The organism is Mesorhizobium sp. ISC15, assembly GCF_037162615.1.
Classification (GTDB): Bacteria; Pseudomonadota; Alphaproteobacteria; order Rhizobiales; family Rhizobiaceae; genus Mesorhizobium; species Mesorhizobium mediterraneum.
In genome coordinates, this window is record NZ_JAVSPX010000001.1 from 5,923,002 (window position 1) to 5,949,418 (window position 26,417).

26 protein-coding genes are annotated in these 26,417 nt (G+C 62.4%); 19 read left to right on the forward strand and 7 right to left on the reverse strand.

What is annotated here, in order from left to right:
- Positions 1-22 precede the first annotated feature (22 nt).
- The 6 genes from RPG13_RS28585 (at position 23) to RPG13_RS28610 (ending at position 3,908) form a co-directional block, all read left to right on the forward strand.
- Positions 23-304 (forward strand): putative quinol monooxygenase, encoded by a 282-nt coding sequence (locus RPG13_RS28585; protein ID WP_337127069.1) that lies wholly within the window; start codon positions 23-25, stop codon positions 302-304.
- Positions 301-1,044, forward strand: a complete 744-nt coding sequence (locus RPG13_RS28590; protein ID WP_095488883.1) for an SDR family oxidoreductase — start codon at positions 301-303, stop codon at positions 1,042-1,044. The genes RPG13_RS28585 and RPG13_RS28590 overlap by 4 nt, the downstream gene beginning before the upstream one ends.
- 122 nt (positions 1,045-1,166) lie before the next feature.
- Positions 1,167-1,823: a DUF1579 family protein gene (locus tag RPG13_RS28595; RefSeq protein ID WP_128243248.1), complete on the forward strand. Its 657-nt coding sequence runs from the start codon at positions 1,167-1,169 to the stop codon at positions 1,821-1,823.
- A 219-nt stretch (positions 1,824-2,042) separates the two neighbouring features.
- A complete protein-coding gene (locus RPG13_RS28600; protein ID WP_095488881.1) occupies positions 2,043-2,645 on the forward strand; it encodes a histidine phosphatase family protein in 603 nt (200 codons plus the stop codon).
- Positions 2,646-2,703: 58 nt separating this feature from the next.
- Entirely contained in the window at positions 2,704-3,123 is a 420-nt protein-coding gene (locus RPG13_RS28605) for a tautomerase family protein (RefSeq protein ID WP_337126600.1), read from the forward strand.
- Positions 3,124-3,266: 143 nt separating this feature from the next.
- Positions 3,267-3,908, forward strand: a complete 642-nt coding sequence (locus RPG13_RS28610) for a hypothetical protein (RefSeq protein WP_292501114.1) — start codon at positions 3,267-3,269, stop codon at positions 3,906-3,908.
- A 141-nt stretch (positions 3,909-4,049) separates the two neighbouring features.
- Here RPG13_RS28610 and RPG13_RS28615 read toward each other — a convergent pair whose 3' ends face one another.
- Positions 4,050-5,030 (reverse strand): quinone oxidoreductase family protein, encoded by a 981-nt coding sequence (locus RPG13_RS28615; protein ID WP_337126601.1) that lies wholly within the window; start codon positions 5,028-5,030, stop codon positions 4,050-4,052.
- Positions 5,031-5,127: 97 nt separating this feature from the next.
- Here RPG13_RS28615 and RPG13_RS28620 point away from each other — a divergent pair, with 97 nt between their 5' ends.
- Positions 5,128-5,535, forward strand: a complete 408-nt coding sequence (locus RPG13_RS28620; RefSeq protein ID WP_128285099.1) for a winged helix-turn-helix transcriptional regulator — start codon at positions 5,128-5,130, stop codon at positions 5,533-5,535.
- Positions 5,536-5,597: 62 nt separating this feature from the next.
- Here RPG13_RS28620 and RPG13_RS28625 read toward each other — a convergent pair whose 3' ends face one another.
- On the reverse strand, positions 5,598-6,203 hold the full coding sequence (locus RPG13_RS28625; protein ID WP_127294715.1) for an NADPH-dependent FMN reductase: 606 nt from the start codon (positions 6,201-6,203) through the stop codon (positions 5,598-5,600).
- Between the two features lie 92 nt (positions 6,204-6,295).
- Between RPG13_RS28625 and RPG13_RS28630 the strand changes: the two genes are divergently transcribed.
- On the forward strand, positions 6,296-6,664 hold the full coding sequence (locus tag RPG13_RS28630; RefSeq protein WP_029350030.1) for a winged helix-turn-helix transcriptional regulator: 369 nt from the start codon (positions 6,296-6,298) through the stop codon (positions 6,662-6,664).
- A 484-nt stretch (positions 6,665-7,148) separates the two neighbouring features.
- Here RPG13_RS28630 and RPG13_RS28635 read toward each other — a convergent pair whose 3' ends face one another.
- Positions 7,149-7,544 carry an acyl-CoA thioesterase gene (locus tag RPG13_RS28635; protein ID WP_023761257.1) on the reverse strand — a complete coding sequence of 132 codons (396 nt, stop codon included), beginning with the start codon at positions 7,542-7,544 and terminating at the stop codon, positions 7,149-7,151.
- On the opposite strand from RPG13_RS28635, the gene RPG13_RS28640 reads away from it, so the two are divergent.
- The 4 genes from RPG13_RS28640 (at position 7,543) to RPG13_RS28650 (ending at position 12,074) form a co-directional block, all read left to right on the forward strand.
- Positions 7,543-8,304 carry a YybH family protein gene (locus RPG13_RS28640; RefSeq protein WP_337126602.1) on the forward strand — a complete coding sequence of 254 codons (762 nt, stop codon included), beginning with the start codon at positions 7,543-7,545 and terminating at the stop codon, positions 8,302-8,304. The genes RPG13_RS28635 and RPG13_RS28640 overlap by 2 nt on opposite strands.
- Positions 8,305-8,605: 301 nt before the next feature.
- The gene (locus RPG13_RS35000) at positions 8,606-9,073 is read left to right on the forward strand and encodes a GNAT family N-acetyltransferase (RefSeq protein WP_128285101.1); all 468 of its coding nucleotides are present in this window, start codon (positions 8,606-8,608) and stop codon (positions 9,071-9,073) included.
- A gap of 176 nt (positions 9,074-9,249) precedes the next feature.
- Positions 9,250-10,866, forward strand: a complete 1,617-nt coding sequence (locus RPG13_RS28645) for a GMC family oxidoreductase (protein WP_337127070.1) — start codon at positions 9,250-9,252, stop codon at positions 10,864-10,866.
- A complete protein-coding gene (locus RPG13_RS28650; protein ID WP_127206738.1) occupies positions 10,863-12,074 on the forward strand; it encodes a mandelate racemase/muconate lactonizing enzyme family protein in 1,212 nt (403 codons plus the stop codon). Before RPG13_RS28645 ends, RPG13_RS28650 begins: the two co-directional genes overlap by 4 nt.
- A gap of 149 nt (positions 12,075-12,223) precedes the next feature.
- On the opposite strand, the gene RPG13_RS28655 is transcribed toward RPG13_RS28650, so the two are convergent.
- Entirely contained in the window at positions 12,224-13,162 is a 939-nt protein-coding gene (locus tag RPG13_RS28655) for a diacylglycerol/lipid kinase family protein (protein ID WP_095488871.1), read from the reverse strand.
- 892 nt (positions 13,163-14,054) lie between these two features.
- Between RPG13_RS28655 and RPG13_RS28660 the strand changes: the two genes are divergently transcribed.
- Positions 14,055-14,564, forward strand: a complete 510-nt coding sequence (locus tag RPG13_RS28660) for a hypothetical protein (protein WP_095488870.1) — start codon at positions 14,055-14,057, stop codon at positions 14,562-14,564.
- On the opposite strand, the gene RPG13_RS28665 is transcribed toward RPG13_RS28660, so the two are convergent.
- Positions 14,561-15,532, reverse strand: coding sequence for a DUF3137 domain-containing protein (locus RPG13_RS28665; protein WP_095489215.1), 972 nt, complete (start codon positions 15,530-15,532; stop codon positions 14,561-14,563). The two genes, RPG13_RS28660 and RPG13_RS28665, sit on opposite strands and share 4 nt — an antisense overlap.
- Before the next feature lie 126 nt (positions 15,533-15,658).
- A complete protein-coding gene (locus RPG13_RS28670; protein ID WP_337126603.1) occupies positions 15,659-16,699 on the reverse strand; it encodes a CapA family protein in 1,041 nt (346 codons plus the stop codon).
- 150 nt (positions 16,700-16,849) lie between these two features.
- On the opposite strand from RPG13_RS28670, the gene RPG13_RS28675 reads away from it, so the two are divergent.
- From RPG13_RS28675 to RPG13_RS28700, 6 genes are all read left to right on the forward strand, one after another.
- Entirely contained in the window at positions 16,850-18,103 is a 1,254-nt protein-coding gene (locus tag RPG13_RS28675; protein WP_337126604.1) for a hypothetical protein, read from the forward strand.
- Positions 18,104-18,215: 112 nt separating this feature from the next.
- Positions 18,216-21,680 (forward strand): excinuclease ABC subunit UvrB, encoded by a 3,465-nt coding sequence (gene uvrB / locus RPG13_RS28680; RefSeq protein ID WP_442921364.1) that lies wholly within the window; start codon positions 18,216-18,218, stop codon positions 21,678-21,680.
- Between the two features lie 246 nt (positions 21,681-21,926).
- Positions 21,927-23,456: an ABC-F family ATP-binding cassette domain-containing protein gene (locus tag RPG13_RS28685; protein WP_095488866.1), complete on the forward strand. Its 1,530-nt coding sequence runs from the start codon at positions 21,927-21,929 to the stop codon at positions 23,454-23,456.
- A gap of 104 nt (positions 23,457-23,560) precedes the next feature.
- Entirely contained in the window at positions 23,561-23,734 is a 174-nt protein-coding gene (locus tag RPG13_RS28690; RefSeq protein WP_095488865.1) for a hypothetical protein, read from the forward strand.
- Positions 23,735-23,877: 143 nt separating this feature from the next.
- Entirely contained in the window at positions 23,878-24,306 is a 429-nt protein-coding gene (locus RPG13_RS28695) for a VOC family protein (protein ID WP_095488864.1), read from the forward strand.
- 64 nt (positions 24,307-24,370) lie between these two features.
- Positions 24,371-24,724 carry a DUF1428 domain-containing protein gene (locus RPG13_RS28700; RefSeq protein WP_095488863.1) on the forward strand — a complete coding sequence of 118 codons (354 nt, stop codon included), beginning with the start codon at positions 24,371-24,373 and terminating at the stop codon, positions 24,722-24,724.
- A gap of 12 nt (positions 24,725-24,736) precedes the next feature.
- Here RPG13_RS28700 and RPG13_RS28705 read toward each other — a convergent pair whose 3' ends face one another.
- Complete coding sequence (locus RPG13_RS28705) at positions 24,737-26,320, reverse strand: tetratricopeptide repeat-containing sulfotransferase family protein (RefSeq protein WP_337126605.1); 1,584 nt, start codon at positions 26,318-26,320, stop codon at positions 24,737-24,739.
- Positions 26,321-26,417: the final 97 nt, after the last annotated feature.

Consider the following 26,417-nt stretch of genomic DNA (forward strand, 5'->3'; position numbering starts at 1 on the left):
ATCGCCAAGCATTGCGCCGCTCCTGGTCAAAGGCGAAGCGCTCGTTACCCGGATGCTTGAGGATCTCGAAGCGACGAGATCAGAAACGGGCTGTCTACAGTCCCACATCCATCGTGATCGATCTGACCCTGATCTCATCGTCATCTACGAAGTCTGGCGCAGTATCGCTGCACTCAAAAGTCACTTCGGCGAGGCCTATGTCCAGAGGTTCGTCGCCGATGCCGGCGAATATGAGCCTGGCGACATGGAGACGCAGTGGCTCGAGATGCTGAGCCCATATGCCAGCGGCAGAGATCCGCGATGATCGGTGACGCGCAGCCTCTTCTGAATCAGCGCGTCGTGATCGTTGGCGGCACAAGTGGCATGGGTATGGGGGCGGCCCGGGCAGCCTCTCAAGCAGGCGCCGAGGTCATTGCGCTCGGGCGGCGCCCGTCGGCAAAATTGTCTGCAGAGCAAAGCGCCCACGGTTCGATCACGTTCCAGTCGCTGGACATGACCGATGATGCGGCGGTCGAGCAAGCGTTCGAAACACTGGGAGCGCTCGACCACCTTCTCATCACCGCAACTCCACCGAGTCCTGGAGGAACCTTCCTCTTCCAAACGATGGCCGACGCGCAGGCCGTTCTGTCTGGCAAGTTCCTGGGCAGTTGGTCTTGCGCGCGGCACGCGGCGCCCAAGATGCGGAAAGGCGGTTCGATCACATTCACTACTGGTGGCTTGGTGACCAGGCCTCGCATGGGCGCTTCGATGATGATGGTCGCGTTCGCTGCTCTGGAGGCGCTGACACGAGCCCTTGCGCTCGAACTCGGTCCGATCCGCGTCAACACAATCCGTCCAGGCGTCATAGACAGTGAGATGTGGGCCGGCATGCCGCAAACCAAGCGCGAGGCGTTTTTCGCGTTGGTACGCGAGCGCTTCCCAGCGGGTCGGGTTGGAAAGGTCGACGATATCGGCAAGGCCGCACTTTTCCTGATGACTAATGATTTCGTGACCGGCGCTATTCTAGAAGTGTCAGGAGGCGAAACACTGGTCAGCATCGAATGATCTAACAGATTAAGTCTCAGGGGTTAAGAGATCAGTATCCATCGGATTCATGCGGCAAGTTCACAACGGTGACCATCAATCAAGCGCGTTACTGACATTTCAAATAAACAAATGGACCGCAGATGAAAAGAATCATTGAGACACTACACGTTGCCCTATTTGTCGTTGCGTTCGCCCTGCCCGTTCCTTTCGGCGCATTGGCTCAAGATGGCTCGGCCGCGGCCGCGCCCCCGACGCAGTCCGAGTTGCCGAAATGGCTTAGTCGCGGATTGCCGGGTCAGGCGCATGAGGTTTTGGCGCCACTAGTTGGCACCTGGCGGGTCCAGTTGAGCTTCTACGGCACGCTCGGCCGCAGCCCCGATCAGCCGCCGCTCGTGACGGACGATCTCACGAGCCGTCGGCAGTGGTTGGCAGGCGAGCGTTATATCGAAGATACGATGGAGGGGACGCTGGACGGAGCGCCAATCTGGCGCAAAGGCTGGCTCGGCTACAGCATCATGGACGACCGATACGAGTGGATCACGATCGATCCTGTCAATACAACCATGATGTACTACAAAGGCGCCGCCGGATCGGGAAATCAAAGGCCGATCAGCATGTCGGGGGCCTTCACCGACCAAGGCGTCGCGGGCGAAGACACGGTAGGCAAGCGGGTCGGCATGCGCACAGTAATCAAAATCGAGAACAACGATCGCCATGTCTTCGAACTCTATTTCACACGTCCCGGACAGCAAGAGGCCTTGGCCACGCGCGGCGTCTATACACGGCTGAAAGAGTGAGCGTCCGCTCGAGGGCGGCCCGGCGTCTCATTAGCTCGCTCGGTGCTTGACGGCGCCGGGTCTGAACCATGGAGCCGAGAGTTTGTATGCAGATAGCGGCAAAATACCCGCAAGGCCAATAATTGTCGAACCGGCAGCAATGTCCAGGTTCACGTCCTGAACCCCTGATTTAGAATGTGTGAGCGGGGGGTTCACCAACATCTAAACTCAGGATGCATCATGCCTAGGACTGTTCGCTATTTGACCCATCCGCAGGTTCGGATCGAGCCCGAGAAGACCGTGCCAAACTGGTCGCTGAACGAGATCGGCGCGGGGCGGGTCGTCGCCTTGGCATCGCGTCCTGGATTGCTCGCCCTGACACGGCGGGTAGTTTGTAGCAACGAAACCAAGGCGATCGAGACCGCGCAACCGATTGCAAATGCTCTCGGCGTTGATCTGGAAATGCGCCCTCGCATGCACGAGAATGACCGCAGCGCGACCGGCTTCCTCCCTCCAGAAGAATTCGAGAACACCGCAGATGCCTTCTTTGCCAACCCGTCGCAAAGCGTTCGCGGCTGGGAGACGGCTCAGGATGCGCAGCGCAGGATTGTGGAAGAGGTCGAGACCTGCCTCTCCAGCCCGGGGGTAGGCGATGTGCTGTTCGTCGGGCATGGCGGCATCGGCACGCTCTTGTTTTGTGCCTTATCGGGCTTTGCCATTGATCGCCGGTTCGACCAGGGACCGGGCGGTGGCGGGTGCTGGTTTGAGTTTGAAATTGAGAAGCGCAAACCGTTGGGCGGCTGGCAGCCAATGGAAGTACTGTCGAGGATTCCTAGCCCCTGATATCGCGTCCAGTGGCTGACTTCCGCCCAGATATGCCGCCATCGAGGAGACCAGTCCAATGCCAATCATCACCGTCCGATACGCAACAAGCCACGAGGTGAGGCCCGAGGACGTGGCCAGTGCGGCGTCGGCAGCATCCACCAGCTTTTTGCGCAAGCGCGCTGACCTGACAGCCGTCATCGCCGAGCCCGTAGATCAATCTCGGTGGTTCATTGCTGGCAAAAGCCTTGCAGAGCACGCGCTGGCGAGCTTCTGGCTAGAGATCCGGATCGTTGAAGGCACCAGCACCAAAGAAGAGCGGGAGCGCTTCATAACCGGCATTTTCGAGGCGATGGGCCAACTGCTGGGACCCCTCCATCACGAAAGTTACGTGCATGTCCATGAGGTCAGGGCCGATGCCTATGGTTTCGGCGGACGCACGCAGGAGCGGCGCTTCATCGAGGCGCGACCGCTCCCTGCAGTCCCTGGGGCGGGCTGATGGTGTCTCCGGCGCCATTTAAACGGAATTCCCAAGTTGACGCACACTCTTTGAACATCTGCACAATCGCGTAGGCCTGTGTCGACGGCTCTGTCGCTCAGGATGCGCCAGCGGCGGCATGCTCACCACAGGAGATATATGCAATGGCCGACACGACAACACCCCACACCGCGCTTCTCACGGCCCTCACGACAGAGCATTTCGTGCAGCAATCGGCGATCAGCGCAACCATCAGCGAAATGGCGTCGCGAACGACCATCTACATCATGTCTCTATCGAGCGCTCTAGTGGCGACGGGCTTTGTCGCGCAGTCGCCTGAATTCCTTCAGCCGTTTCTCCTAGCCGTGCTGCCATCGCTCTTTTTACTGGGTAGCTTCACCGTCCTAAGGTTGATCGATATAGCCGCCGAGAACATGCAGGCCCATATCGGCATCGCCCGGATCAGAGCCTACTATCGAACGCTGGGGGACGATGCTGCTTTTCAGTTTTCCAAAGAGTTCGGCCGTTGGCCAGAAAACGACGCCGAACCGTCGCTGCGTTCCGGGCCGCTCCTGGCGCATCTGACCACAGCCGCGACGATGATCGCTTTCGTAAATGGCATTGTCGCGGCGGCGGGCGTGACCCTTCTAGCACTATATGTCGGATCAGCATTGGCGCCTGCACTGTGCCTTGGTGCCGGCACAACAACCGGCTTGATGATACTTTTCTATTGGTACCAACGCCTTCGAACGAAAGGCATGGTCCGTCTCGCCAAAGCTTATGGCCCTGAAAAGAGCGTTCTTTGAGCGGGAGGTCAATGCAGTATTGGCGCAACCACGACTTCCAGCGCGGTGACCGGCGCTGTCTGCTTCCAGGAATCCGCAAAGCTGATCTTTACGGCCGACATAGACAAATTCCAACGTGTGGCAATTTAATTGACTACGATACTAAGGTATCAACACGACCTTGCCGGTCGAGCGGCGCTTGTCCAGAACCCGGTGTGCTTCGCTGGCCTGGTCGAGCGCGAAGCGGCTGCCTGTCGTCACCAAAAGCTCTCCGCTGGCGGCTAGATGGAAAAGCTCTGACAGGCTACCGCGGAGCACGTCTGGAGAAAGCAGCGGCAGCAGGGCAAACCCTCTCTGCGATTGGTTTCGATTGATCATCGCCTCCAGATCGGAGGCGCCGAGCGCGTATCTGCCCAGGGCGGCAAACACCAGTTCGCCGCAAGGCGCAAGCGCGGCGAGCGCTGCCGCCGTCATCGAGCCGCCGACAGTATCGTAGACGATATCGACGCCAGCGCCGCCTGTTGCTTCCCGGACCCGCGCTACCCAATCCACACTGGAATAGTCGGTGCCCGCATCGGCTCCAAGCGACAGGGCAAGATCGAGCTTGGCCCGGCTGCCGGCGGCAGCGATCACTGCGCCGGCGCCTTGGCGCTTGGCCAGTTGGACCAGCAACGAGCCAACACCGCCGGCGGCGGCAAGGACCAGCACCGACTTGCCCTTGGGCGGGCTTTGCCGCAGCAGATGGAAGGCCGTCAGTCCCTGCACCATCAAGGCCGTCGCGGCTTCGAATGAGAGCGTGTCCGGCAGAGGCACGGCCAGCTTTGCGTCGATCGTCGCATAGTCGGCATAGCCGCCAAAGGGACGCGTTGAAGCGAACAGCGGCGCCGCGACGCGTCTCCCGGTCAGCGACGTGTCCACTCCTTGCCCGACCGCCTCCACGATCCCGGCAGCCTCGACGCCGAGGACCATCGGCAAGTCCGGTGTCACCGCGTAGCGATCCGCGCGCATCAGCACTTCGAAGAAATTCACGCCGGCTGCATGAACGCGGATCAGCACCTCGCCTGGTTGCGGCTCAGGCTTCGGCATTTCGACGACGTCGAGGACGTCGGGAGCGCCGAAACGATTCAGTTGAATGGCTCTCATGGCATGCACCCATCGCTATGGCATCGGCTGCTGTTTGCCACTATCTGCCTGATCGCGACTACACACTCATTTGTCCGCTGCTGACCAGAAGGTGACCATGGCCAAGCTGACCAAGAAGCTGCCAACCAAAAGACTGCCGATGCTGCCGGCGGAACGCGCCCTGAAAGTGATCTCGGGTCGATGGAAGGCTGTCATTCTCTACCATCTCTTCGACAGCCCCAGGCGACTGTCGGTGCTGAAGACGCTGGTGCCCAACATCACGCAGAAGGTGCTGATCCAGCAGCTTCGCGAAATGGAAGAACATGGACTTGTCAGACGCGAGATCTTTGCCGAGATTCCCTCACGCGTCGAATATTCGGCGACGAGCCTCGGCCTCAGTCTCGAGCCTATCCTTCTAGCGCTCTGTGAGTGGGGCCAGCACCATGCAGATGAGCTAAATGAGGTAGACCGCCTTGCCGACTGCATCATCAGGCCACGGCAGACACAGCAGCCGGCCATCGCCTGAATCAAAAGGGGCGACGCAAGCGCCGCCCCGGAATCCTTGGGAGGATTGTTCTGGTCTGCGGTTCAGGCCGCCTTGACTTCCTCGGCCACGGCATCGGCCTGGCGCGCCGCCTTCAGTACCTTGGCCCACCATGCGACGTCGTTGACCAGCGCGGTGGCCGCCTGATTCAGGTGCTCTAGTTCCTCGAGCTTCTTTTCACCTTGCCTGACGGCAAGGAAATCGCCCCACGCAATGTGGACGGCGGACTTGACCGGCGCCATCTGCAATTCCACGGCATACAATCTGAGCTGCTCGACTGCGCGCGAGCCACCGACGCTGCCATAACCGACGAAACCGGCAGGCTTCTTGTTCCATTCATTGGCAGCGTAGTCGATGGCGTTCTTCAGCACGGCAGTCGGGCCATGATTGTATTCGGCGGCGGTGAAGATGAAACCGTCGAATTCCGCAACCTTCTTCTGCCAGCGCTGCGCCACTTCATTCTGCGACGGCGCCCAGGCGGACGATGCGACCTCGTCGAAGAACGGCAGCGGGAAGTCGCGCAGGTCGACTACTTCCACGTCGATGTCGGCATGCGACTTGGCGATCTTGGCGATCCACTGGGTCGGAACGTCGGCAAATCGTGCGGCGCGGGTCGAACCGACGACAATGGCGATTTTGGGCTTGGACATAGAGGGGCTCTCCTTTAGGCAAATTTCTGGTATCGTTTAGATACCTGAGCTATATGAGTGACCGAGCTGATGACGCGCAAGGAGGCACCTTTTTGTTACCAAGGCACCCGCACCGCACCGAGGACTGCCGCGCCATCTCGGAAATCCTGCAGCGCGTCGGCGACAAATGGACCGTGCTGGTCGTCGGCAAGCTCGGTGACGGGCCGCTGCGCTTCAACGAGCTGCGCAGCGCCGTTGGCGGTATTTCGCAGAAGATGCTGACCACCACCTTGCGCGGGCTGGAGCGCGACGGCTTCGTCACCCGGACCGTGTTTCCAACCATTCCGCCGCGCGTCGATTATGAGCTGACCGATCTTGGCTACGAGCTTCTTGTGCCGGTCGGTGCGCTCGGCGAATGGGCGCGCAAGAACACCGAGCGTGTCAAGGCCGCGCGGGCGAGGTTCGATGGGATTCATGCCTGAAACTCTTGCGCTGCAAGGGTTTGCGCGCGGCGCGTAGCGCAGACGAATTCTTCGGCTGCATCTGCATTCCGGCCCGCAGACGGCTTTCGGTGCGTTTCGACTTCGGGCCCGATTGACCACCCTGCATGGCGCAGGCCGCCTCTTTGCCGTCACCGCGCCGGTGTCCCACGTCGTTGCAACGCGGATTCCGCTCCTGATCACTTGCCGCTTGAGAGTGTGGTTTTCGGAGGCGCCACTGGCTTCGGCCTCGTCTCGTTTGATCTCGGTTTAGGCGGTTGCGGCGAACTGGCCGAACAAGGCTACAAGCGCCTGCCAATGCGCCGTTCAGCAATCGTTGACGCATTGTCTTTTCCCCCATGCCCTACCGGACATGGTCACGGAAACGTGCAAACGCGAAGCATCACACAGCATCGCTATTCGCATCTCTTTGCGGGAGGCTGGCAGCGGCGGTGCCGTTGACTTCCAGCTGACTACATCCAGCCGATCAGCCTTCCGCCGGAACCGCCTTCGGCTTGCCTTCGCCGTCCAGCGCCACCATGACGAAATCGGCATGGGTGACCTTCTCCATCAGGTCGGAGAGGTAGCGCTGCGCCCATGCCTCGACCTTGAGCGTCATCGAGGTACGGCCAACGCGCTCGACATGCGTATAGATGCACAGCGTGTCGCCGATCTTCATCGCTTTGGCGAACGACATTTCCTTCACCGCTGCCGTCACCACGCGGCCCTTGGCGCGCTCGGCGGCGCGGATGCCGCAGGCAAGGTCCATCTGCGCCATCACCCAGCCGCCGAAGATATCGCCCGCCGCATTGGCGTCCGAAGGCATGGCCAACGTCCTGAGCGTCAGATCGCCGATCGGCCGTCCATCCGCATAATGCACCATGCGCCAAATTTCCCTCGATATCGATCTTCTCCCGATCCCGTATCGGGATGGCAACGGTGCGTCAACGCGCCGCCAGCCGGCAATGTCGCAGTTTGAAGCTCGGCTATTGGCGTCCGTTGCCAATGAGCGCGTAGCGGATGGAGCCGACCGCGGGAAGTCTCGGCGCTTGTGCCACCGGATTCGCGCGTCGCCCGCCAGGATGATTTCCGTGATTGTTTCAAGTGGTGAACGCTGGTTGTCGGGGAGCACCATCGGTGGTTACCTTGATGGCAATTTGGGAGGACAGCCTCATGCCCGGCAAGCGGGCGAAACGATGAGATTGGAGGAGACGATGCCAGGCGTTGAAGCCGCGATTAGGGAACTGCTGGAGAGTCGATCGGCCGCCACGGGCGCCAAAGACATCGAGTGGCTTATATCCCTTTACTCCAGCGACATAGTCTATTTCGACCTCGTACCGCCGCTTCGCTATGTGGGATCCAACGCCCTTCGCGAGCGGTTCTTAGATTGGTTTCCCCGCTGGTCTGGTCCGATCGGCCAGGAGCTTGGCCAACTGGATGTCGCAGCCGGCGACGCGGTTGCCGCCGCATGGATGCTTATCCGAGCGCATGGCGCCCTGAAAACAGGCGCGAATGTCGACTACTGGGTGCGCGTGAGCAATGCATTTCGTCGATCTGGAGACAGATGGACGATCACGCACGAGCACGTTTCCCTCCCCGTCGACATGCGGAGCCGGACAGCAGTCTTGGACTTGACCCCATAGCGTCGCTGGAACAACGTTCGAGAGGGGATTTTGACGTCCTTTCTACACGCCTAAAAGCAACAGGACTTGAGGGCCAGTCACCTTTTTCACAAGGGAAGCCGGAAGCCTCAGTGACGCCAGAGGCGTGCGCCGTCTATGGTAGAGCCTGAATTCCGAAGCCGCCCGCGTCCATCATGCAGACCTGTGGTTTCATCGTGAAGCACCTGACATGAAGCTTACCTTTCACCCTCTGACGCCTGATCTATGGCCCGCGCTCGGGGACCTGTTCGGTGAGAGCGCCGTCTGCAGTCGCTGTTGGTGTATGTACGGGCGTATTGGCAGTTCTTATCGAAAGCGACCAGGTGAGGAAAACAAGGCCGCGTTCCGGCAAGCCGTCGAGAATAGTCCCTCCCCAGGCATACTTGCTTTCGACGGCGAGACTGCTGTCGGCTGGTGCCAGGTGACACCGCGAGATGCCGTGCCTTGGCTCGATCGGCTGTGGCAGCTCAGGCGGGTGGATGATGCGCCGGTTTGGTCCTTGTCCTGCCTCTACGTGCGAAAAAGGTACCGCCGGCATGGCGTCACGTCACACCTGATCGCAGCGGCGCTGGAAGCTGCAAGGCGTGCGAATGCCCCTGCGCTCGAAGCCTATCCTTTTGATGCCGATGTATCGCCCAGCGCCTCCGGCTGTGGATACGCCTCCACCTTCGCTCGCGCCGGGTTCAGGGTCGTCGCCCGCAGGGTGCCAGCCCGCCCGATCATGCGTTATGATCTCAAGCAAAATGCTTGATGATGGCGTGCGATGCTTGGACCGCTTGCCCACGAGGCAAAGGCCGCTTCGGCCAGGACCCCGAAGGCAAACGATGTGCCGGTCGCTTTTTTCACAAGCGATGCCGGAAGCTCCGGTGATCGCGGCGGCTTGCGGCGTCTAGGTTGAGCAAAAATTCGGAGCCGGCCGCATCCATCATGCAGACCTATGATTTCATCGTCGTCGGCTCCGGCTCGGCCGGCTCGGTTCTTGCCGAAAGACTATCGGCCTCGGGCCGCTTCTCGGTTCTGGTGCTCGAGGCCGGCGGCACCGACCGGCGCTTCTACGTGCAAATGCCGCTCGGCTACGGCAAGACCTTCTTCGACCCGGCCGTCAACTGGAACTACAAGGCCGAGCCGGACCCCGGCCTCGCCGGCAATGTCGATCACTGGCCGCGCGGCAGGCTGCTCGGCGGCTCGAGCTCGATCAACGCCATGGTCTGGATCCGGGGCGCGCGCGAGGATTTCGACGCTTGGGCAGCGGCCGGCAATCCCGGCTGGGGCTTCGACGACCTGCTGCCTGCCTTCAAGGCGCTCGAGGACAATCAGGCCGGCGCCAACCAGTGGCGGGGTGTCGGCGGTCCGTTGCACATCACCGATTGCGCTAAGGCTGTCCACCCGCTGACCAAGCGCTACCTCGCGGCTGCCAGCCAGGCCGGCCTGCCGTTCAACCCGGATTTCAACGGCGCGTCACAGGAAGGCGTCGGCATTTATCAGATCACCACCAGGAACGGCCGCCGAATGTCGGCCGCTCGCGCCTTCCTGCGCCCCGCCATGAAGCGCAAAAATGTCCGCGTCGAGATCAACGCGCTAGCGACCAGGATCCTGTTCGAGGGCAAGCGCGCCGTTGGTATCGAGTACCTGCAGAACGGTGAAACGAAGACCGCCCGCGCCGGCCGCGAGGTCATCCTGTCGGGTGGCTCGATCAATTCGCCTCAATTGCTGCAGCTTTCCGGGGTCGGCCCATCGGCGCTCCTTGGCGCGCTCGGCATTCCGGTCGTCGATGCCAATGAGAATGTCGGGGCGAACCTGCAGGACCATGTCGGCGTCAACTACACCTTCAAGGGCAGGCTGCCGACGCTCAACCAGATCCTGCGCCCTTGGTGGGGCAAGCTCATGGTCGGCATGCAATACATGCTGATGCGCTCCGGCCCGCTGTCGCTGTCGATGAACAATGCCGGCGGCTTCTTCCGCACCGACCCGGCGGCGGCACGGCCCAACATGCAGCTCTACTTCCAGGCGTTCTCGACCGTCATCCCGAAGAGCGGTGAGCGCCCTATCCTGACGCCCGACCCGTGGCCGGGCTTTTCCATCGGCCTGTCCAACTGCCGACCGTCGAGCCGTGGCGAGATCATGATCCGCTCCAGCAATCCGCGTGAATATCCGAAGATCGTCGCCAACGCCTATTCGACCGAGGCGGACGTGGCCGAAATGCTAGCGGCAGTGAAGTTCGTGAGGAAGATCGCCTCCATGCCGGCGATGGCCGACATCATCAAGGAAGAGGTGTTGCCGGGCCCGTCAATTACCTCCGACGCGGATTTGATCGAGGATTTCAGGAAGCGCTCCGGCACCGTCTACCACCCGGTCTCGACCTGCCGCATGGGGCCGGACGCTGCCCAAGCCGTCGTCGACCCGCGCCTGCGGGTTCACGGCCTCGCTGGCTTGCGCGTCGTCGACGCCTCGATCTTTCCCGATAACATCACCGGCAACACCAACGCCGCCTCGATCATGACCGGATGGAAGGGCGCCGAATTGGTTCTGGAGGATCAAAAATGAAAATCACCGACGTCAAAACCTGGGTCGTCGGCAATCCGCCGCCCGGCATCGGCGGCAAGTATTTCATCTTCGTCAAGCTCACCACCGACGGCGGCGTCGTTGGCTATGGCGAGGCCTACAACGCCACTTTCTCCGCGCATGTCACCGCCAGGATGGTCGAGGATATGGCCGAGCGCTATCTCGTCGGCCGCGATCCGCACGACATCGAGAACTTTTTCCGCCGTGCCTATTCCTCCGGCTTCACCCAGCGTCCGGACGTTTCCGCCATGGGCTGTTTCTCGGCGCTCGAAATGGCCTGCTGGGACATTATCGGCAAGGAAGCCGGCAAGCCGGTCTACAAGCTGCTCGGCGGGCAGGTGCACGAGACGCTGCGTTCCTACACCTATCTCTACCCGCACACCGGCAGCGTCCATTCGGAGGATGCGCGCGGCAAGAACGTCTACAACGATCCCGACCTGGCGGCCGAATGCGCGCTCGAATATGTCGAGCAGGGCTTCAATGCCGTCAAGCTCGACCCGGCTGGCCCCTACACCGCCTTTGACGGTCATCAGCCGCGCCTCGTCGACATCGATCTCTCCGCCCGCATGGTCAAAGCGATCCGTAAGGCGGTCGGCACAAGGGCCGACATCCTGTTTGGCACGCACGGCCAGTTCACCGCATCGGGCGCGCTGCGCATGGCCCGCGCCATCGAACCCTACGACCCCCTGTGGTTCGAGGAGCCGGTGCCGCCCGATATGCCAGAAGTGATGGCGCAGGTGGCGCGCGGCACGTCGATCCCGATCGCCACCGGCGAGCGGCTGACGACCAAGTTCGAATTTGCCCGTGTCATCGAGAACCGCGCCGCGAGCATTTTGCAGCCGGATCTCGGCCGCTCCGGCGGCATTCTCGAAACCAAGAAGATCGCCGCCATGGCCGAGGCCTATCACATCCAAATCGCGCCGCACTGCTATTGCGGGCCGATCGTCGGTGCAGCCAACATCCAGCTTGCCGTGACCTTGCCCAACTTCCTCATCTTGGAATCGCTGAAGCAGTGGGACGGTTTTCACGAAAAGCTGCTGAAGAAGAGGATCGAATGGCAGGACGGCAACGTCATTCCGTCGAAGGAGCCAGGCCTTGGCGTCGAGCTCGACGAGGCCGTCTGCGAGGCGCATCCCTGGACCGGCACGGACCTGCATTTGCAGATGATGCAGACGCCGTTGATGCCGTGATCGCGCGAGAGCTATGCCTTCATCGCACGCCGGGTTTCCGGCTAAGATCGAGTTCTGCCATCAGGTAATTGCCACGCAATTCCAGCATGTTGGCCGGATCGCCGGAATCACGCCCTAAAGGACTTGAATCAGTCTCTCAGCACGTTGATTCAATATCTGAGCGTCAGCGTGCCGGGCAGGATCTCGAAGGTCGCTGGTATGCGCCCCGGCGATTCACCGTCTATGTCGACGAGCGCGGCGTTCTTTTGCACATCGCCGAGCGGTTCGACAACCACTTTCTTGCCGCGCAAAATGGTGATTGCCGGATGGTCGCGATGCCGCCCGCCATAGAGCAGCCGGATGTCCCAGATCAGTTTCAGCTTGCCCGCCGCGCGCAGGATGACGATGTCGAATAGTCCATCGTCCATTTCGGCATCCGGCGCGATCATCATGCCGCCGCCGAAGAATCTTCCGTTGGCCACCGCCACCAGCGCCACCCGCGCCTCGACCGGGACGCCGTCGTCGACGGTGATCACAACGTCCTGAAACCGGTAGCGCATGAATTCCCACACGGTGCGCCAGTAGAACAGCGCCTTGGCCGACACCCTGCCCTTGCGCTTGTCGGCGTTGACCGCGCGGTCGGTGGCGCCCGAAAGACCGAGGCTGGCGATGTTGATGAAATGGCGGCTGGCCAGCGCGCCATGATCGTCGACATAGGAGATGCGGCCGGCATCGACCTTGCGAGCTTTGGCCTGGGCGATACGCTTCAGCGTCAGGTCGACCTCAGCAGGCAGGCCGAGCCCGCGGGCGAAATCGATGCCGGCGCCGCAAGGCAGCAGGCCGAGCTCGGCCGTCCGGCCGCTTTCTGCGAACGCCTGCAACAGCCCGTCGGCCACTTCGCTGGCGGTGCCGTCGCCGCCCGCCGCGATCACCAGGTCGAAGCCGCTGGCGGCAAGGACGAGCGCCAGCCGTTCAGCGTCGCCGGTCGCCTGTGTTTCGCGCAGCTCGAAATCGCCGAAATGTCTCTTGAGCGAAGCATTGACCTCGGGCCAATGCCGTTTGAGCCAGCCGCCGCCGGCAATCGGATTGAGAATCACCCCGACCTTCAAGAACGTCCTCCCCAAAGGCCAGCAACGACACTGCTGTCCTAAAAGCCCTTTGCCGGCATTGAAGCCCGCGCCGCTCTGCGGAGCAAGGGCCGAATGTCTGATCATGCTGCTCGCCGCAGATCAGGTCGTGTCCGCCCCCCTGCATCTCGTCCAAAAAAACGCTGCGCCGCCGAGCTCAGTCCCCGATAATCCCGCTATTCACAGGCTCGTCGCTGTTTCGCCGAACGCTTATCCCCCGTATATTAAACCCATCTCAGGCGGCTACCGATCGCCAAGTCGAAAGGCAAGGCGAAACGGCGGATTTCCTGAGGCCCGTACGGCCCCGAATGAAAGCAGGCTTGCCTGTTTTGAGGAGGGATGCCGAGACCTACGGGGCCGCGGAAAGCGTGCGAACGCCTACGGCGGACCGATGCTGCCATGAAGGACGGCAAAAACCTTCGATGGCGCGCTGGACGAAGCTCGCAAGGGTAGAGACTGGCGAGGTCCCGAACGGACGCTGCCCTCGGGCAGTGGCTGGCAGGACCGTCAACATCAAGGCCGGCATGGCGCGACGTCTTTACGGAAGTTGCTGCCGCGACCGTGTCCTGATCTGACAGGGAGGCGCTGGGAGAAATCCCGGCGCCGACTGTCTTTGGGCTCCTGTCGCTATCCGACCGTCTGCTTCATTTGAACCAGCCGTCAGGTTCGAACACGTCTACGATTGGTGAGACCTTTCGGCCACAGTCAGCGGCCGTGAAAAATTACGCGGCGCACCGTCACGCTCATTCCACAATCGCGGCCAAATCCCGCCTTGATCCACAGCGATTGATGAGCTTTCAGCGTCGCGTGTCCTTTTCGGCCACGCGAACGATCCCAGTGATATTTGGCAGAGCAACTCAAAAGGCATAAAACCGTGATCAAGACCGCCCTTGTCGCGATGACCATCGTCGGTTGCGACTGCGACGCCAAGCTTTGCGAATATATCGGTGAGACGCCGGCCAAGTGGTCGACCATCGCCGATTGCGAAGCGGCCATGAAAAGCCAGATGCTGCACCAGCGTAATTTCAACTATCCGCTCGTCTCCGGCATCTGCCGCACGACGCAGACGCCGTCGTCACAGCTTGCCACGACGGCCTCCACGCCTGAGTTGACGACGGCAACGCAGAACGCCACCGACCGGCTCCCCTCAGAATTGAGCCGTCGCCCCAGCGTTGCGGTCGGGGCGCAGGCAACGGCGATGGAAACGGAGGCTGCCAGGCCGGTTGCCTATGAAGCGGCGGTCGATGGCGGTCGCGCCGTGCTCTATCGCACGAAGACCGGCTACGCCGTGGTCAAGACCGACCTCGGCCGCGCCGCATCCGCAACGATCGGCCTGGCGAAGCGGTCGGCTGACTGGCTGGCGGCCAAGATGCCCAGCGGCTAACTCGCCGCCTCGTCCCTTGCGCCGATCTTGCGCACCAGCGCGGCCGTCGCCAGCATCGTGCCCATGTCTGATATCATCGGCGCGACATGCTTGGCATAGTCGAGCGGCACGGACATATCAGGCAGCTCGAAGAAGTCCTTGGTCTGCGGCAACAGCAGAAAACCGTCGCTGCCATTGAGCGCAACCCGCGCCGGATCATCAGGCCGTGTCTCGCTAAGCCATGTCAGTGCCTGCGCCAGCCGGCCGCTTACCAGTGGCTGCGCCGCCTCGACATTGTCGGTGCGGAAGTCGTAGGCGGCATCGAGCTCGGGCACGCCGCATGACAATTCCTGCATCTTGCTAGCGAACATGCCGCGGAAGAAACCGACGGCCATGTTGGCCCGCCGCGCCGCCACCAATATGCCGGGAAACGGCACGACGGTCTCGAAGGCGACGACGACCCCCTTGAATGCTATCGTTCCGCTCTTGCCCGTGCCTTGCCGGAGATCCACTTCGTAAAACTCGAACGGAAATCCCTCGTAGCGGCCGGATATGACGTCGTCGAAGCGCTTGCTGTTGAACGTGCCGATCGTCTCGCGCGGCAGCCGATCGAACGAATTCGGTGTCACGTCGTGCTCGTAGCGCATATCCCTGATGAAACCGAAGATGATCGGCAGCAGTGTCTTGCGGAACGATTGCTGCAACGTGCTCGTCGGCTTGACCGCCTGGAAATAGAGCAGGATCGCCGCCACGAACCCGACGACATAGAGCAGCACATGCGGCGTCGAGAACCATCGCTCGTAGGGATCGGCGACCATATTGAAGAGCCAGGCCATAAGCGCCACGAACACCAGCACCAGGCCGACGAACAGCGGCACCCGCCAGCGGACTTGCCGGTAGGCCGAAGCCCGCCTGGCCTCATAGGCCTCGAGATTCCTTTTGATGTCGGCGATGTCAGTTTCGTCAGGCATGAAATCCGCTGCTTCCATCGCCATCCCCGTCGAAAGACCGATCACCCAGCTCGGACAATAGCTGATTTTGCCGAAAGTCGCGCGACTACAGCGGTGGGATGGTGAGCCCGCACGATTTGTCTGAGCCACCAGTCAACACAGCCATCAATTCCCGTTACCAAAAACCGTATCCAGACGCGCCAAAACCTTTTGCCTTAATGCACCCTCCAGCGCCTCGACTGGAACCAGCCGCTCGTGGTCACCAGCCCGCAGCCGCATGAAGGTATGCAGCCGGTAGGCGACAATGGCGCCACGCGTGCCGGCGTCAGCGCTGATATCCACGGTCAGGATGCCCCCGATGCGGCCGGGCCAGGGCTGGCGCGCAAAGGCGGTGCCAAGAAAATCGCCGAGCCCATAGGCGACGAGCGCCTTGCCGATCCGCTCCACCGGCTGCAAGACGTGGGCATGGTGGCCGGCTATCAGCCCGACGCCTTGCGCGGCCAAATGCTGTGCCAGTGCCCGCGTTGCGGCCTGGGGGAAGTGCCGGAACTCCCAATCCCAATGTGGCACCGCGCAGGCGAGGTCAACATCGCTGCCGCGTGGCCATTGTGCCGGGTCGCCTTGCATTGACACACGGCCCGCGAACGCAGCCGCGCCGGCATTGCGCCACAGCGTGAAAGCGGCAAAGCCTATTGTCAGCGGCCCGACCGCAAGGCGCTCGACCGGACCGGCGGCGGCGGTACCGATGCTGCGGATGCCGAGACGGTTCAGCGCCGCCACGGTCTTGTCGAAACCCTCGACGCCCTGGTCGAGCACATGATTGTTGGCGAGCGACAAAACCAGCTTCTCATGCGAGATGCCGGCGGCCGCCAGCGCCTCGGCGAGAAACCGCTCGGTCATGGCATGATGGGTGCCAAGCTTCGTGCCCATCGCCGCGCTCGGTCGCTCCACCACCGGGCTTTCGCAATTGCCGACCACAAGGTCAGCGGAGGCGAGCAGCGCCTTGATAGCCGGGTCGCATTGCGGCGCTGTTCGATTGGCCACCGCCGAGATATCACCGACAAAGGCGAGCCGCACCGTTCGCGCCGGTGGCGGCTCGATCATCGTTCCTGCCGCTGGCGCAAAACCATCGCCGTCGCCACTAAGCGTCGGCTTCAGGAAACGTGGCAGCCAAGACAATTTGTAGGAAAGCGGATAGTTCGACACGCGCAGCCTGCACCGGAATGAACGGCCACGGTAGACGATGAGCCCGATATAGCGAAGCGCTTCCGTTCGGATTCATATGGGCGAGGCGCCTGCGACAGGCGCGACACGCGAAATGCATGTATGGTCGGCATGAAGCCCTGGAGGACCAAGATGACGCGATTTTCGAGCCTGCTGGCATTCGCCCTTATTCTGCTGCTGCCGGTTGCTTCCGCTGGTGCCGCATCCCCCGAACCGGCCGCCCTGTTCGAGGCAAAAACCGTAGCGGACCGCAACAGCACGCTTACCGCACTCGAAGCCGCCGCGCCCGGTGATCCCGCGTCGGCTTACGCCGCCGGCGCCGGCCAATTCTTCACCGCGCTGGAGATCCTGGCCGGCGGCCTGCATCGCCACGGTTTCGAGAGCCCGCAATCGTTCATGCTGCCGCTGATGCGGCTGCCGGTGCCGGACAATCCCAATCCCGAACCGCTGACCTACGATGACTTCCGCGCCATCCTGGTCGCCTTCCGCGACCGGCTGCAGAAATCCGCCGCCACACTTGGGTCCGTGCCTGCCGGTGCCGATATCGGCATGGAGGTCGACCTCACGCGTCTCGGCATCGATCTCAACGAGGACGGCCAGATCGCGCCGAACGAAAGTGCCGCCGCGATCATGGCGTCTCTGTCACGCGGCGGCGGTGCGCCAGACGCGGCCGCACCTGCCCTCACCTTCCGCTTCGACCGCGCCGACGGCTACTGGCTGCAGGGCTATGCCGAGTTCCTGATGGCGCAGGCGGACTTCTGGCTGGCGCATGACTTCAGGACCATGTTCGACGGCTCCTTCCACATGCTATTCCCACGCGCCAAGCTGCCGCTGCAGGACACGCTCGTTCCGCCGGACGGCGGCATGGGCGGAAGCATGTTATCGTCCGAATGGCGCTTGGCCGATTTCATCTCGCTGGTGCATCTGGTTAACTGGCCGGTGGTCGAGCCGGAGCGCCGGCAGGCGGCACGCCGCCATCTCATGGAGATGATCCGGCTGTCGCGCGAGGACTGGAAGGCGATCCGCGCCGAGACCGACAACGACCGTGAATGGCTGCCCGGGCCGCAACAGAAAGGTGCCAGCCCGCTCACCGGCCTGGAGGTCGGCGAGGAGCAGGTCCAAGCCTGGCACGCCGCGCTTGATATGGCCGAGGATCTGCTCGAAGGTCGCACCTTGCTGCCGCATTTCCGCATCGCCGACAAAGGCATCAATATGAAGCGCTTCTTCGACGAGCCGAAGCCCTTCGATCTGGTGCTGTCGATCACCGGCCCGGCGATCGCACCCTATCTCGAAAGCGGGAAGATCCTCACCGGCGAGGAATTTGACCAGATCCAGCGCCAGTTCGGCGGCGCCGGGTTTTTGACATTTGCGCTGTGGTTTAACTGAGGGCGTGTTTCAACATCGCTCCTGACACCCTTGTGTCAGCAGCTTAAGTTCGTCCCGCGCCCCTCGTCACTCCGCTCTTTCCATTTCGGCCGATACCTCCCATATTCGGGGCATGGCCAAACTTCCTGACAAAAAGACGCCGCCGCCGGCGCGTGATGATCGCGCTTCGCCGCCCAAGCGGCGCAGCCCGCTGACCGATTTCCTCGATGCATCGGAGCCGTTGCACAAGGGCGGCTTCGCCGAGGCGCCGCAGGCCGAATTCTCAGGCACGCCGCTGACCGGCTCGATCGCCGATTGGGCCGAGCAGATCGAGCAGGAAGCCGAGCGCCAAATCTCCCCCCTTGAGGGGGAGATGTCGCCGAAGGCGACAGAGGGGGTCGGCAAAGGAAGTGCTCAGCATAAGGAACCGTCGAGCCCGGCCGCACCGACCCCACCCGACGGCTCCGCCGCCACCTTCCCCTCAAGGGGGAGGGAAGGCGCCAAGGCGAAAAAAATCCCCGAGCGCTCCTCCTCCCCCGGCCGCACGGCGCGAGGCACCTCGATGGGCGGCGCGGCTTCGGCCAGGGAGCGCACCGCGGCCGGCCTCAATCCGGTCGCCGGCCTCGATGTTTCGCTGGAGGAAGCCGAGACGATGGCCTCCGGCGGTGTCACCGCCACTGTCGCCGCGCTGTCGGCGCTGATCGAATCCGGCAACCCGCTGCACAAGGACGGCGTGCTGTGGACACCGCACCGCCCGGCCCGGCCCGAAAAATCCGAAGGCGGCATCGCCATCAAGATGGTGTCGGATTTCGAGCCGGCCGGCGACCAGCCGACGGCGATCAAGGATCTTGTCGAAGGCGTCAACGACAATGACCGCACCCAGGTGCTGCTCGGCGTCACCGGCTCGGGAAAAACCTTCACCATGGCCAAGGTGATCGAGGAGACGCAGCGTCCTGCTCTGATCCTCGCCCCCAACAAGACGCTGGCCGCACAGCTCTATTCCGAGTTCAAGAAATTCTTCCCGGAAAACGCCGTCGAGTATTTCGTCTCCTACTACGACTACTACCAGCCGGAAGCCTATGTGCCTCGGACGGATACCTTCATCGAGAAGGAATCGTCGATCAACGAACAGATCGACCGCATGCGCCACTCGGCGACGCGCTCGCTGCTGGAGCGCGACGACGTCATCATCGTCGCCTCGGTGTCCTGCATCTACGGTATCGGCTCGGTCGAGACCTATACGGCGATGACCTTTCAGATGCAGATCGGCGACCGGCTCGACCAGCGGGCGCTGCTCGCCGACCTCGTCGCTCAGCAATACAAGCGTCAGGATATCAACTTCGTCCGCGGCTCGTTCCGCGTGCGCGGTGACACGATCGAGATTTTTCCGGCTCACCTTGAGGATCGCGCATGGCGCATTTCGCTGTTCGGCGACGAGATCGAGGCGATCACTGAGTTCGACCCGCTGACCGGCCAGAAGACCGGCGAGTTGAAGAGCGTCAAGATCTACGCCAATTCGCACTATGTCACGCCGCGCCCGACCCTCAATCAGGCCATCAAGTCGATCAAGGAAGAGCTCAAGCACCGGCTGGTCGAACTCGAACGGTCCGGTCGCTTGCTCGAGGCGCAGCGGCTGGAGCAGCGCTGCCGCTTCGATCTGGAGATGCTGGAAGCGACCGGCTCCTGCGCCGGCATCGAGAACTATTCGCGCTATCTCACCGGCCGCCAGCCGGGCGATCCGCCGCCGACCCTGTTCGAATACATTCCTGACAATGCGCTGGTCTTCATCGACGAAAGCCATGTCACCGTGCCGCAGATCGGCGGCATGTATCGCGGCGACTTTCGCCGCAAGGCGACGCTGGCCGAATACGGCTTCCGTCTGCCGTCCTGCATGGACAACCGGCCGCTGCGCTTTGAGGAGTGGGACGCCATGCGCCCGCTCTCCGTCGCGGTTTCGGCGACGCCCGGCGGCTGGGAAATGGAGCAGTCCGGTGGCGTCTTCGCCGAGCAGGTCATCCGCCCGACCGGCCTGATCGATCCGCCGGTCGAGGTGCGTCCGGCCAAGACCCAGGTCGACGACGTCGTCGGCGAAATCCGCGACACGACAAAAGCCGGCTACCGCACGCTGGTCACAGTGCTGACCAAGCGCATGGCCGAGGACCTCACCGAATATCTGCACGAGCAGGGCATCCGCGTCCGCTACATGCACTCCGACATCGACACGCTGGAGCGCATCGAGATCCTGCGCGACTTGCGCCTCGGCGCCTTCGACGTGCTGGTCGGCATCAACCTTTTGCGCGAAGGCCTCGACATCCCGGAATGTGGTTTCGTCGCCATTCTCGATGCCGACAAGGAGGGCTTCCTGCGCTCGGAAACCTCGCTGATCCAGACCATCGGCCGCGCCGCCAGAAACGTCGACGGCAAGGTCATCCTCTACGCCGACCAGGTCACCGGCTCGATGGAGCGGGCGATGGCGGAAACCAACCGCCGTCGCGAAAAGCAGATGGAGTGGAACGCGGCCAACGGCATCACCCCGGAATCGGTCAAGTCGCGCATCTCCGACATCCTGGACTCGGTCTACGAGAAGGATCATGTCCGCGCCGACATCTCGCAGTTCACCGACAGCGCCGGCGCGATGATGGGCAACAACCTGAAAGCCCATCTCGACGCGATGGACAAGCAGATGCGCGACGCCGCCGCCAATCTCGACTTCGAGAAGGCGGCCCGCATCCGCGACGAGATCAAGCGACTGCGCGAGATGGAGCTGTCCATCTCCGACGATCCGCTGGCCAAATATGCCGACATGGAAAGCCCGGTTTCGGGCCGCGAGAAGGGCAAGCACAACAAGGGCGTGGCCAAACATCGTACATCAGAGGAACAAGAGCGTTTCCGCAAACTGGACGCGGCACGTGCCGCCGAAGAGGCGGCCAAGGCTGCCCGGCCCAACCTCTTCCGCAAGCCGGAGCTCGACGAAATGGGCGCTGACGGCGCTGTGCCGGTGAAGAAGCCGTTGTTCGCCAAGCCGTCGCTGGACGATATGGGGCCTGGCACCGACATGCCGAAGCCGTCAGGCGCGGTGTCGCGTTCGCTGTTCAAGAAGCAGTCGGCGCAGGAGGCGCACGGCTCGGATTTCGGTATACCGGGTGAACCGACCAAGCCGCTGTTCAAGAAGAACTCGCTGGACGAGATGACAGTGCGCCGCACCGAAAAGCCGGTCGAGGGAAAAGTGCCGGCCAAGCCACAACCGATCTCCCCCCAAGTGGGGGGCATTCCGCCAAGCCGATCGTTCGCCAGCGCGCTGGCATCGGTTCCTACGAAGACCCCGCCGACGCCCGCCGCGAAAAACGCCGGCCGGGCAAGACAGGGCGGCCGGGAAAGTAGCGCCTTCCCTTCTCCCCCTGTGGGAGAAGGTGGATCGGCGCGCAGCGCCGAGACGGTTGAGGGGTGTTCCAGCGGAGTGAGACGTTTGCGTTCCCTGGAACACCCCTCATCCGACCTCGCTTTGCGAGGCCACCTTCTCCCACAAGGGGAGAAGGGAAGGACTCCACTGTCATCGCTTGAAGCAGTCCGCTTGCCACCAGCCCCGCCTTTGGTGTAATCGCTCCGCACACTCGAACGTCTTGAAAGGAGGGCTGCGTGTCTTTCGACCACCACCGTCAGCGCGGCCCTGTCGCTGCCCTGCGAGCTTGCTTGCAGGGCTGACCAGAGACGGTCCGGGTTCTCCCGCTTCGATTTTCTTGGTCTGCCCTTCGTGGTGCCGCAACGCCTGTTCTGATGGCCAGCCTGCGCACCGTTAAAGTGCATCGAACCGGACCTTTATTCCGGGCAGACCAGAGAAATCCACATGGCCCTGATCAGCCTCAAATCCCTCGGCGTCACCATGAGTGCGCCGCTCTTCTCCAATCTCGATCTCACCATCGGCACCGGCGATCGGCTCGGCATCGTCGCCGCCAACGGCCGCGGCAAATCTACCTTGCTGAAGTGCCTGACTGGCGAAATGGAGCCGACATCAGGCGACATCACCCGCACCCGCGGCCTCCGGGTCGGCTATGTCGAGCAAGCCGTTCCCGCAATGCTGGCCGAGCGCGGCTTTCAGCAGGTGGTGGCCGACGCCTTGCCGGCCGAGCAGGCCGAAAGCGAGCAATGGCGCGTCGATGTGGTGCTCGACTCCCTCGACGTGCCTGAGCCGATGCGCGAGCGGCCGATGCGGGCGCTGAGCGGCGGCTGGCAAAGGCTGGCGCTGATCGCCCGAGTCTGGGTCACCGATCCCGATGTCCTGCTTCTCGACGAGCCGACCAACCATCTCGATCTCGCCAAGATCAGCCAGCTCGAAACCTGGCTGAACGCGCTGCCGCGTGAGGTGCCGGTGGTGATTGCCAGCCACGACCGCGCCTTCCTCGACGCCACGACCAACCGCACGCTGTTCCTGCGCCCTGAGCAGTCGTCGGTGTTTGCGCTGTCCTATTCCAGGGCGCGCGACGCTTTGAGCGAAGTCGACGCCTCGACGGAGCGCAAGTTCCAGCGCGACATGAAGGTGGCGCAGCAATTGCGCCGGCAGGCGGCCAAGCTCAACAACATCGGCATCAACTCTGGCAGCGACCTGCTGACGGTCAAGACCAAGCAGCTCAACCAGCGCGCCCAGCGCCTCGAGGAGGTCGCGGCACCGGCGCACCGCGAAAGATCGGCGGGCGCGATAAAGCTCGCCAATCGCGGCACCCATGCCAAGGTGCTGATCACGCTGGACGACGTGGTGGTCGAGACGCCTGACGGCAGGCTGCTGTTCAGGACCGGCAAGCGCCATATCTGCCAGGGCGACCGCATCGTCCTGCTCGGCCGCAACGGTGTCGGCAAGTCGCGGCTCATCAGCCTGATCAGAAATGCCATCGTCGAGCCGGATATGGCAGCGCAAGGCGTGAAGGTAACGCCGTCGACGGTGCTCGGCTACAGCGACCAGGCGCTGTCAGGCATCAGTGGCGAAGACACGCCGCTGGCGATGCTCTCGCGCAGCTTCGATGTCGGCGAGCAACGCGCCCGCTCGCTGCTCGCCGGTGCGGGCGTCAGTATCGACATGCAGGAGCGCAGGATCGGCGTGCTGTCGGGCGGACAGAAGGCGCGGCTGATGATGCTGGCGCTGAGGCTCGCCAATCCCAATTTCTACCTGCTCGACGAGCCGACCAACCATCTCGACATCGATGGCCAGGAAGCACTGGAAGCAGAATTGCTGGCCCATGAGGCAAGCTGCCTGCTTGCCTCGCACGACCGCTCCTTCATCAGGGCGATCGGCAACCGCTTCTGGCTGATCGAGAAGCGGCGGCTGGTCGAGGTCGACAGCCCGGAGGATTTCTTCCGATCGGTGGCAGAAACGCGCGGTTGAAGCTTTGCTCCAAAAAATTCCGACGGTCTGTCGGATCATGGCCGCGCGCCACGTCCTTGGGATGCCGACACGATGATGCCGGCGCCAATCGAGGAGAGAGCATCATGTCTATTCTGTCATCCGTAGGTCGCATAGCGACCCGTTACTCGGCGGCTCGCGCCCGCTACCGCAGCGAGCGCGCCATCCTTTCGTTGCCGATCGAACTGCGCAAGGACATCGGCTGGCCGGAAATCGTCATCGACCCACAGAACAGCCCGCGGATTGGCCTGGCTCCTTGACAAGAGGGCTCCTTGACAACGGGGCTCCTTGACAAGAGCCGGCCGTCGCACGGTCGGCACCAAAAAAGCGCGTCGGCCATGTAGGATCGCCGCTGCCGCATTCGTCCTGTGGTTCGCAACGCCTAACCAAAGAGGAGCAAGACATGAACGATCAGCCCCAGACCCAGCCTGCCGCGAAAGTCCTCGGTGGATTGACGCCCTACCTTCAGCTGGACGGCGCCTTCAAGGCTTCAGAATTCTATCAGAAGGCCTTCGGCGCCGAGCAGGTCTTCTTCTACCCGCCGGACGAGAAGGGCCGGACGATGCATATCCATCTCCACATCAACGGTTCGACGCTGATGATTTCCGATTTCTATCCCGAGCATGGAATGGCGGCGGTGAAGCCGCAGGGCTTCACAATGCAGCTGCATCTCGGCAGCGACGACATCGACGCCTGGTGGCAGCGCGCCGTCGACGCCGGCTGCACGGTCGGTACGCCGCTGCAGGTGATGTTCTGGGGCGACCGCTGGGGTCAGCTGACTGATCCTTTCGGCGTCGAGTGGGCGATGAACGCGCCGGTGAAGGCAGCGTAGCGCATTCCTTCCTTCTCCCCTTGCTTGTGGGAGAAGGAAAATCCCACAATCAAGGAGAACCACAATGTCCTATGTCGATGGCTTCGTACTCGCCGTGCCGAAGGCAAATCTCGATGCCTACAAGAAGATGGCGCAGCTCGGCGGCACCGTCTGGAAGGAGCATGGCGCGCTCGCCTATGTCGAATGCATAGGCGACGACGTGCCCTATGGCGAGGTCACCTCGTTTCCGCGCGCCGTGCAGGCCAAGGACGACGAGGTCGTCGTCTTCTCATGGGTCGTCTATGAATCGCGGCAGAACCGCGATGCAGTGATGGCCAAGGTAATGGCCGACCCACGCCTGAACGGAGAGCTATCGGCGATGCCCTTCGACAGCAAGCGCATGATCTTTGGCGGCTTTCAGCCCTTCATTGAGCTGTAGGCCCGCAACGCATTACGCTAGCCGGTCAAGCAGCGGCTTGAGCCGATCGCCGTAGCGCTTCCACAGATCGACCGAGCCCTGGTACATCGGCTGGCGCACTTGCGCCGCCGAGGCTGTACGCACGGGACGGTCGGTCTCGTGGAACGACAGCACTCTATCGTCCCACGGCAGGCCGAGATGAGCGATCAGCGCCCGCGTCTGCCCTTCCTGGTCGGCGACGAAATCCTCATAGCGCACATCGTGCACGACACCGGGCAGCACGGCGTGCCAATGCGCCATGATGTCGGTGTAGAGATTGTGGAAGTCGGCGAGCTCGCCGAGATCGTAGCCATAACGGTGAGTGTCGCCGCGGAAATGCACCTTGTAGATCGACAGGCAGGTCGCCGCCGCATCGCGCACGCAATGGATGATCCTGGCCTTCGGCAGCATCAGACGGATAAAGCCGATAAACAGAAAGTTGCCTGGCATTTTGTCGGTGACATGGCGGATATGCGGATAGCGGGCATGCAGCATATCGAGGTAGGCCTGCCCGGCATCGGCAAAATCCGTGTCGGGTACATCGGATACGCCCCAGGGAAAGCCACCTGGCATGGTTGACGGAAACTGCTTGCCGACCACCGTCTTTAAAATACTGAGCTCGCCGGCGCCATAGACCTGGGGATGGCTGGCGATGATCTGTTCGACCAGCGTCGTGCCCGAACGCGGCATGCCGACGATGAAGATCGGCGCATCGTCGGCGGTTGCGCTTGGCTTATGCTTTTCGAAGAAGCTGGCATCGAACACCGATTTCATCGCCTCGAATTCGGCCCGCGTCCTGACCGGATCATAATCGATGCCCTTGCGGCGGATGGCATTACCTTCGGCGAAATAATCAAAGGCGCGCGGGTAATCTTTCAGGTCGTCATTGGCCTTGCCGAGGCCGAAGGCAAGCTGCATGCGCGCCAGGCTGTCTTGCGGCGCCTTGGCATGCTGCGCCTCCATGCCGGCAAGCTCGGCGTCGCGCTCCTTCTGGCGCTTGACCTGCGTCAGCATCAGCCAGGCCCGCGCCAGGCCGGGATTGACGGTCAGCGCCTGGCGGAACAAGTCAGTCGCTTCGTCGAGCTTGCCCTTTTCCATCAGCCCGACGCCCAGCCCGTGCAGCAGGTCGGCGTCCTTAGGCCGGATCGTCAGCGCTTCCCGGAAGATGGCAAGCGCCTCATCGAGCCGCCCGGCCTCCTGCAGCGTTTCGGCAAGCCCGATGCGGGCGCGAACATGGAACGGGTTGCGACCGATGGTGCCGCGATAGATCTCCTCTGCGTCCTCGAACTGTCCCATCTGCTTTAGCGACGAGCCGAGATTGTCGCGCGCCGCAAGCTGGTCCGGGCGCAGCGCCACCGCGCCACGGAAGAAATCGACGGCTGCACTGACACGGCCGAGGTCGCGCATCACCGTGCCGAGGTTGTTGAGGAAATCCGGATTCTTGGGTTGCAGACGCACCGACTGTTCGAGGAGATCGAGGCCTTCGGCGCTGCGCCCGGTCTGGTGCAGCAGAAGCCCGAGAAAATGCGCCGCCGCCGCGTGATTGGCCTTCTGCGCCAGCACCTGCCGGTAGAGCATCTCGGCTTCCTGCCGGCGCCCCGCCTGATGCAATTGCAGCGCCTGCTGCACACGCTGGTCGAGCCCCAGCGGCGGCTGTCCGCCTGAGCCGAAATTG

Coding starts and splice junctions, on each gene's coding strand:
- RPG13_RS28620 (WP_128285099.1), top strand. CDS start 5,128: ATGGCCAAGCTGACCAAGAAGCTGCCAACCAAAAGACTGCCGATGCTG.
- RPG13_RS28605 (WP_337126600.1), top strand. CDS start 2,704: ATGCCAATCATCACCGTCCGATACGCAACAAGCCACGAGGTGAGGCCC.
- uvrB (WP_442921364.1), top strand. CDS start 18,216: ATGGCCAAACTTCCTGACAAAAAGACGCCGCCGCCGGCGCGTGATGAT.
- RPG13_RS28645 (WP_337127070.1), top strand. CDS start 9,250: ATGCAGACCTATGATTTCATCGTCGTCGGCTCCGGCTCGGCCGGCTCG.
- RPG13_RS28615 (WP_337126601.1), bottom strand. CDS start 5,030: ATGAGAGCCATTCAACTGAATCGTTTCGGCGCTCCCGACGTCCTCGAC.
- RPG13_RS28695 (WP_095488864.1), top strand. CDS start 23,878: ATGAACGATCAGCCCCAGACCCAGCCTGCCGCGAAAGTCCTCGGTGGA.
- RPG13_RS28700 (WP_095488863.1), top strand. CDS start 24,371: ATGTCCTATGTCGATGGCTTCGTACTCGCCGTGCCGAAGGCAAATCTC.
- RPG13_RS28685 (WP_095488866.1), top strand. CDS start 21,927: ATGGCCCTGATCAGCCTCAAATCCCTCGGCGTCACCATGAGTGCGCCG.
- RPG13_RS28635 (WP_023761257.1), bottom strand. CDS start 7,544: ATGGTGCATTATGCGGATGGACGGCCGATCGGCGATCTGACGCTCAGG.
- RPG13_RS28595 (WP_128243248.1), top strand. CDS start 1,167: ATGAAAAGAATCATTGAGACACTACACGTTGCCCTATTTGTCGTTGCG.
- RPG13_RS28625 (WP_127294715.1), bottom strand. CDS start 6,203: ATGTCCAAGCCCAAAATCGCCATTGTCGTCGGTTCGACCCGCGCCGCA.
- RPG13_RS28600 (WP_095488881.1), top strand. CDS start 2,043: ATGCCTAGGACTGTTCGCTATTTGACCCATCCGCAGGTTCGGATCGAG.
- RPG13_RS35000 (WP_128285101.1), top strand. CDS start 8,606: ATGTACGGGCGTATTGGCAGTTCTTATCGAAAGCGACCAGGTGAGGAA.
- RPG13_RS28665 (WP_095489215.1), bottom strand. CDS start 15,532: ATGGAAGCAGCGGATTTCATGCCTGACGAAACTGACATCGCCGACATC.
- RPG13_RS28640 (WP_337126602.1), top strand. CDS start 7,543: ATGCGCCAAATTTCCCTCGATATCGATCTTCTCCCGATCCCGTATCGG.
- RPG13_RS28610 (WP_292501114.1), top strand. CDS start 3,267: ATGGCCGACACGACAACACCCCACACCGCGCTTCTCACGGCCCTCACG.
- RPG13_RS28590 (WP_095488883.1), top strand. CDS start 301: ATGATCGGTGACGCGCAGCCTCTTCTGAATCAGCGCGTCGTGATCGTT.
- RPG13_RS28690 (WP_095488865.1), top strand. CDS start 23,561: ATGTCTATTCTGTCATCCGTAGGTCGCATAGCGACCCGTTACTCGGCG.
- RPG13_RS28650 (WP_127206738.1), top strand. CDS start 10,863: ATGAAAATCACCGACGTCAAAACCTGGGTCGTCGGCAATCCGCCGCCC.
- RPG13_RS28675 (WP_337126604.1), top strand. CDS start 16,850: ATGACGCGATTTTCGAGCCTGCTGGCATTCGCCCTTATTCTGCTGCTG.
- RPG13_RS28705 (WP_337126605.1), bottom strand. CDS start 26,320: ATGCTCTACCGGCAGGTGCTGGCGCAGAAGGCCAATCACGCGGCGGCG.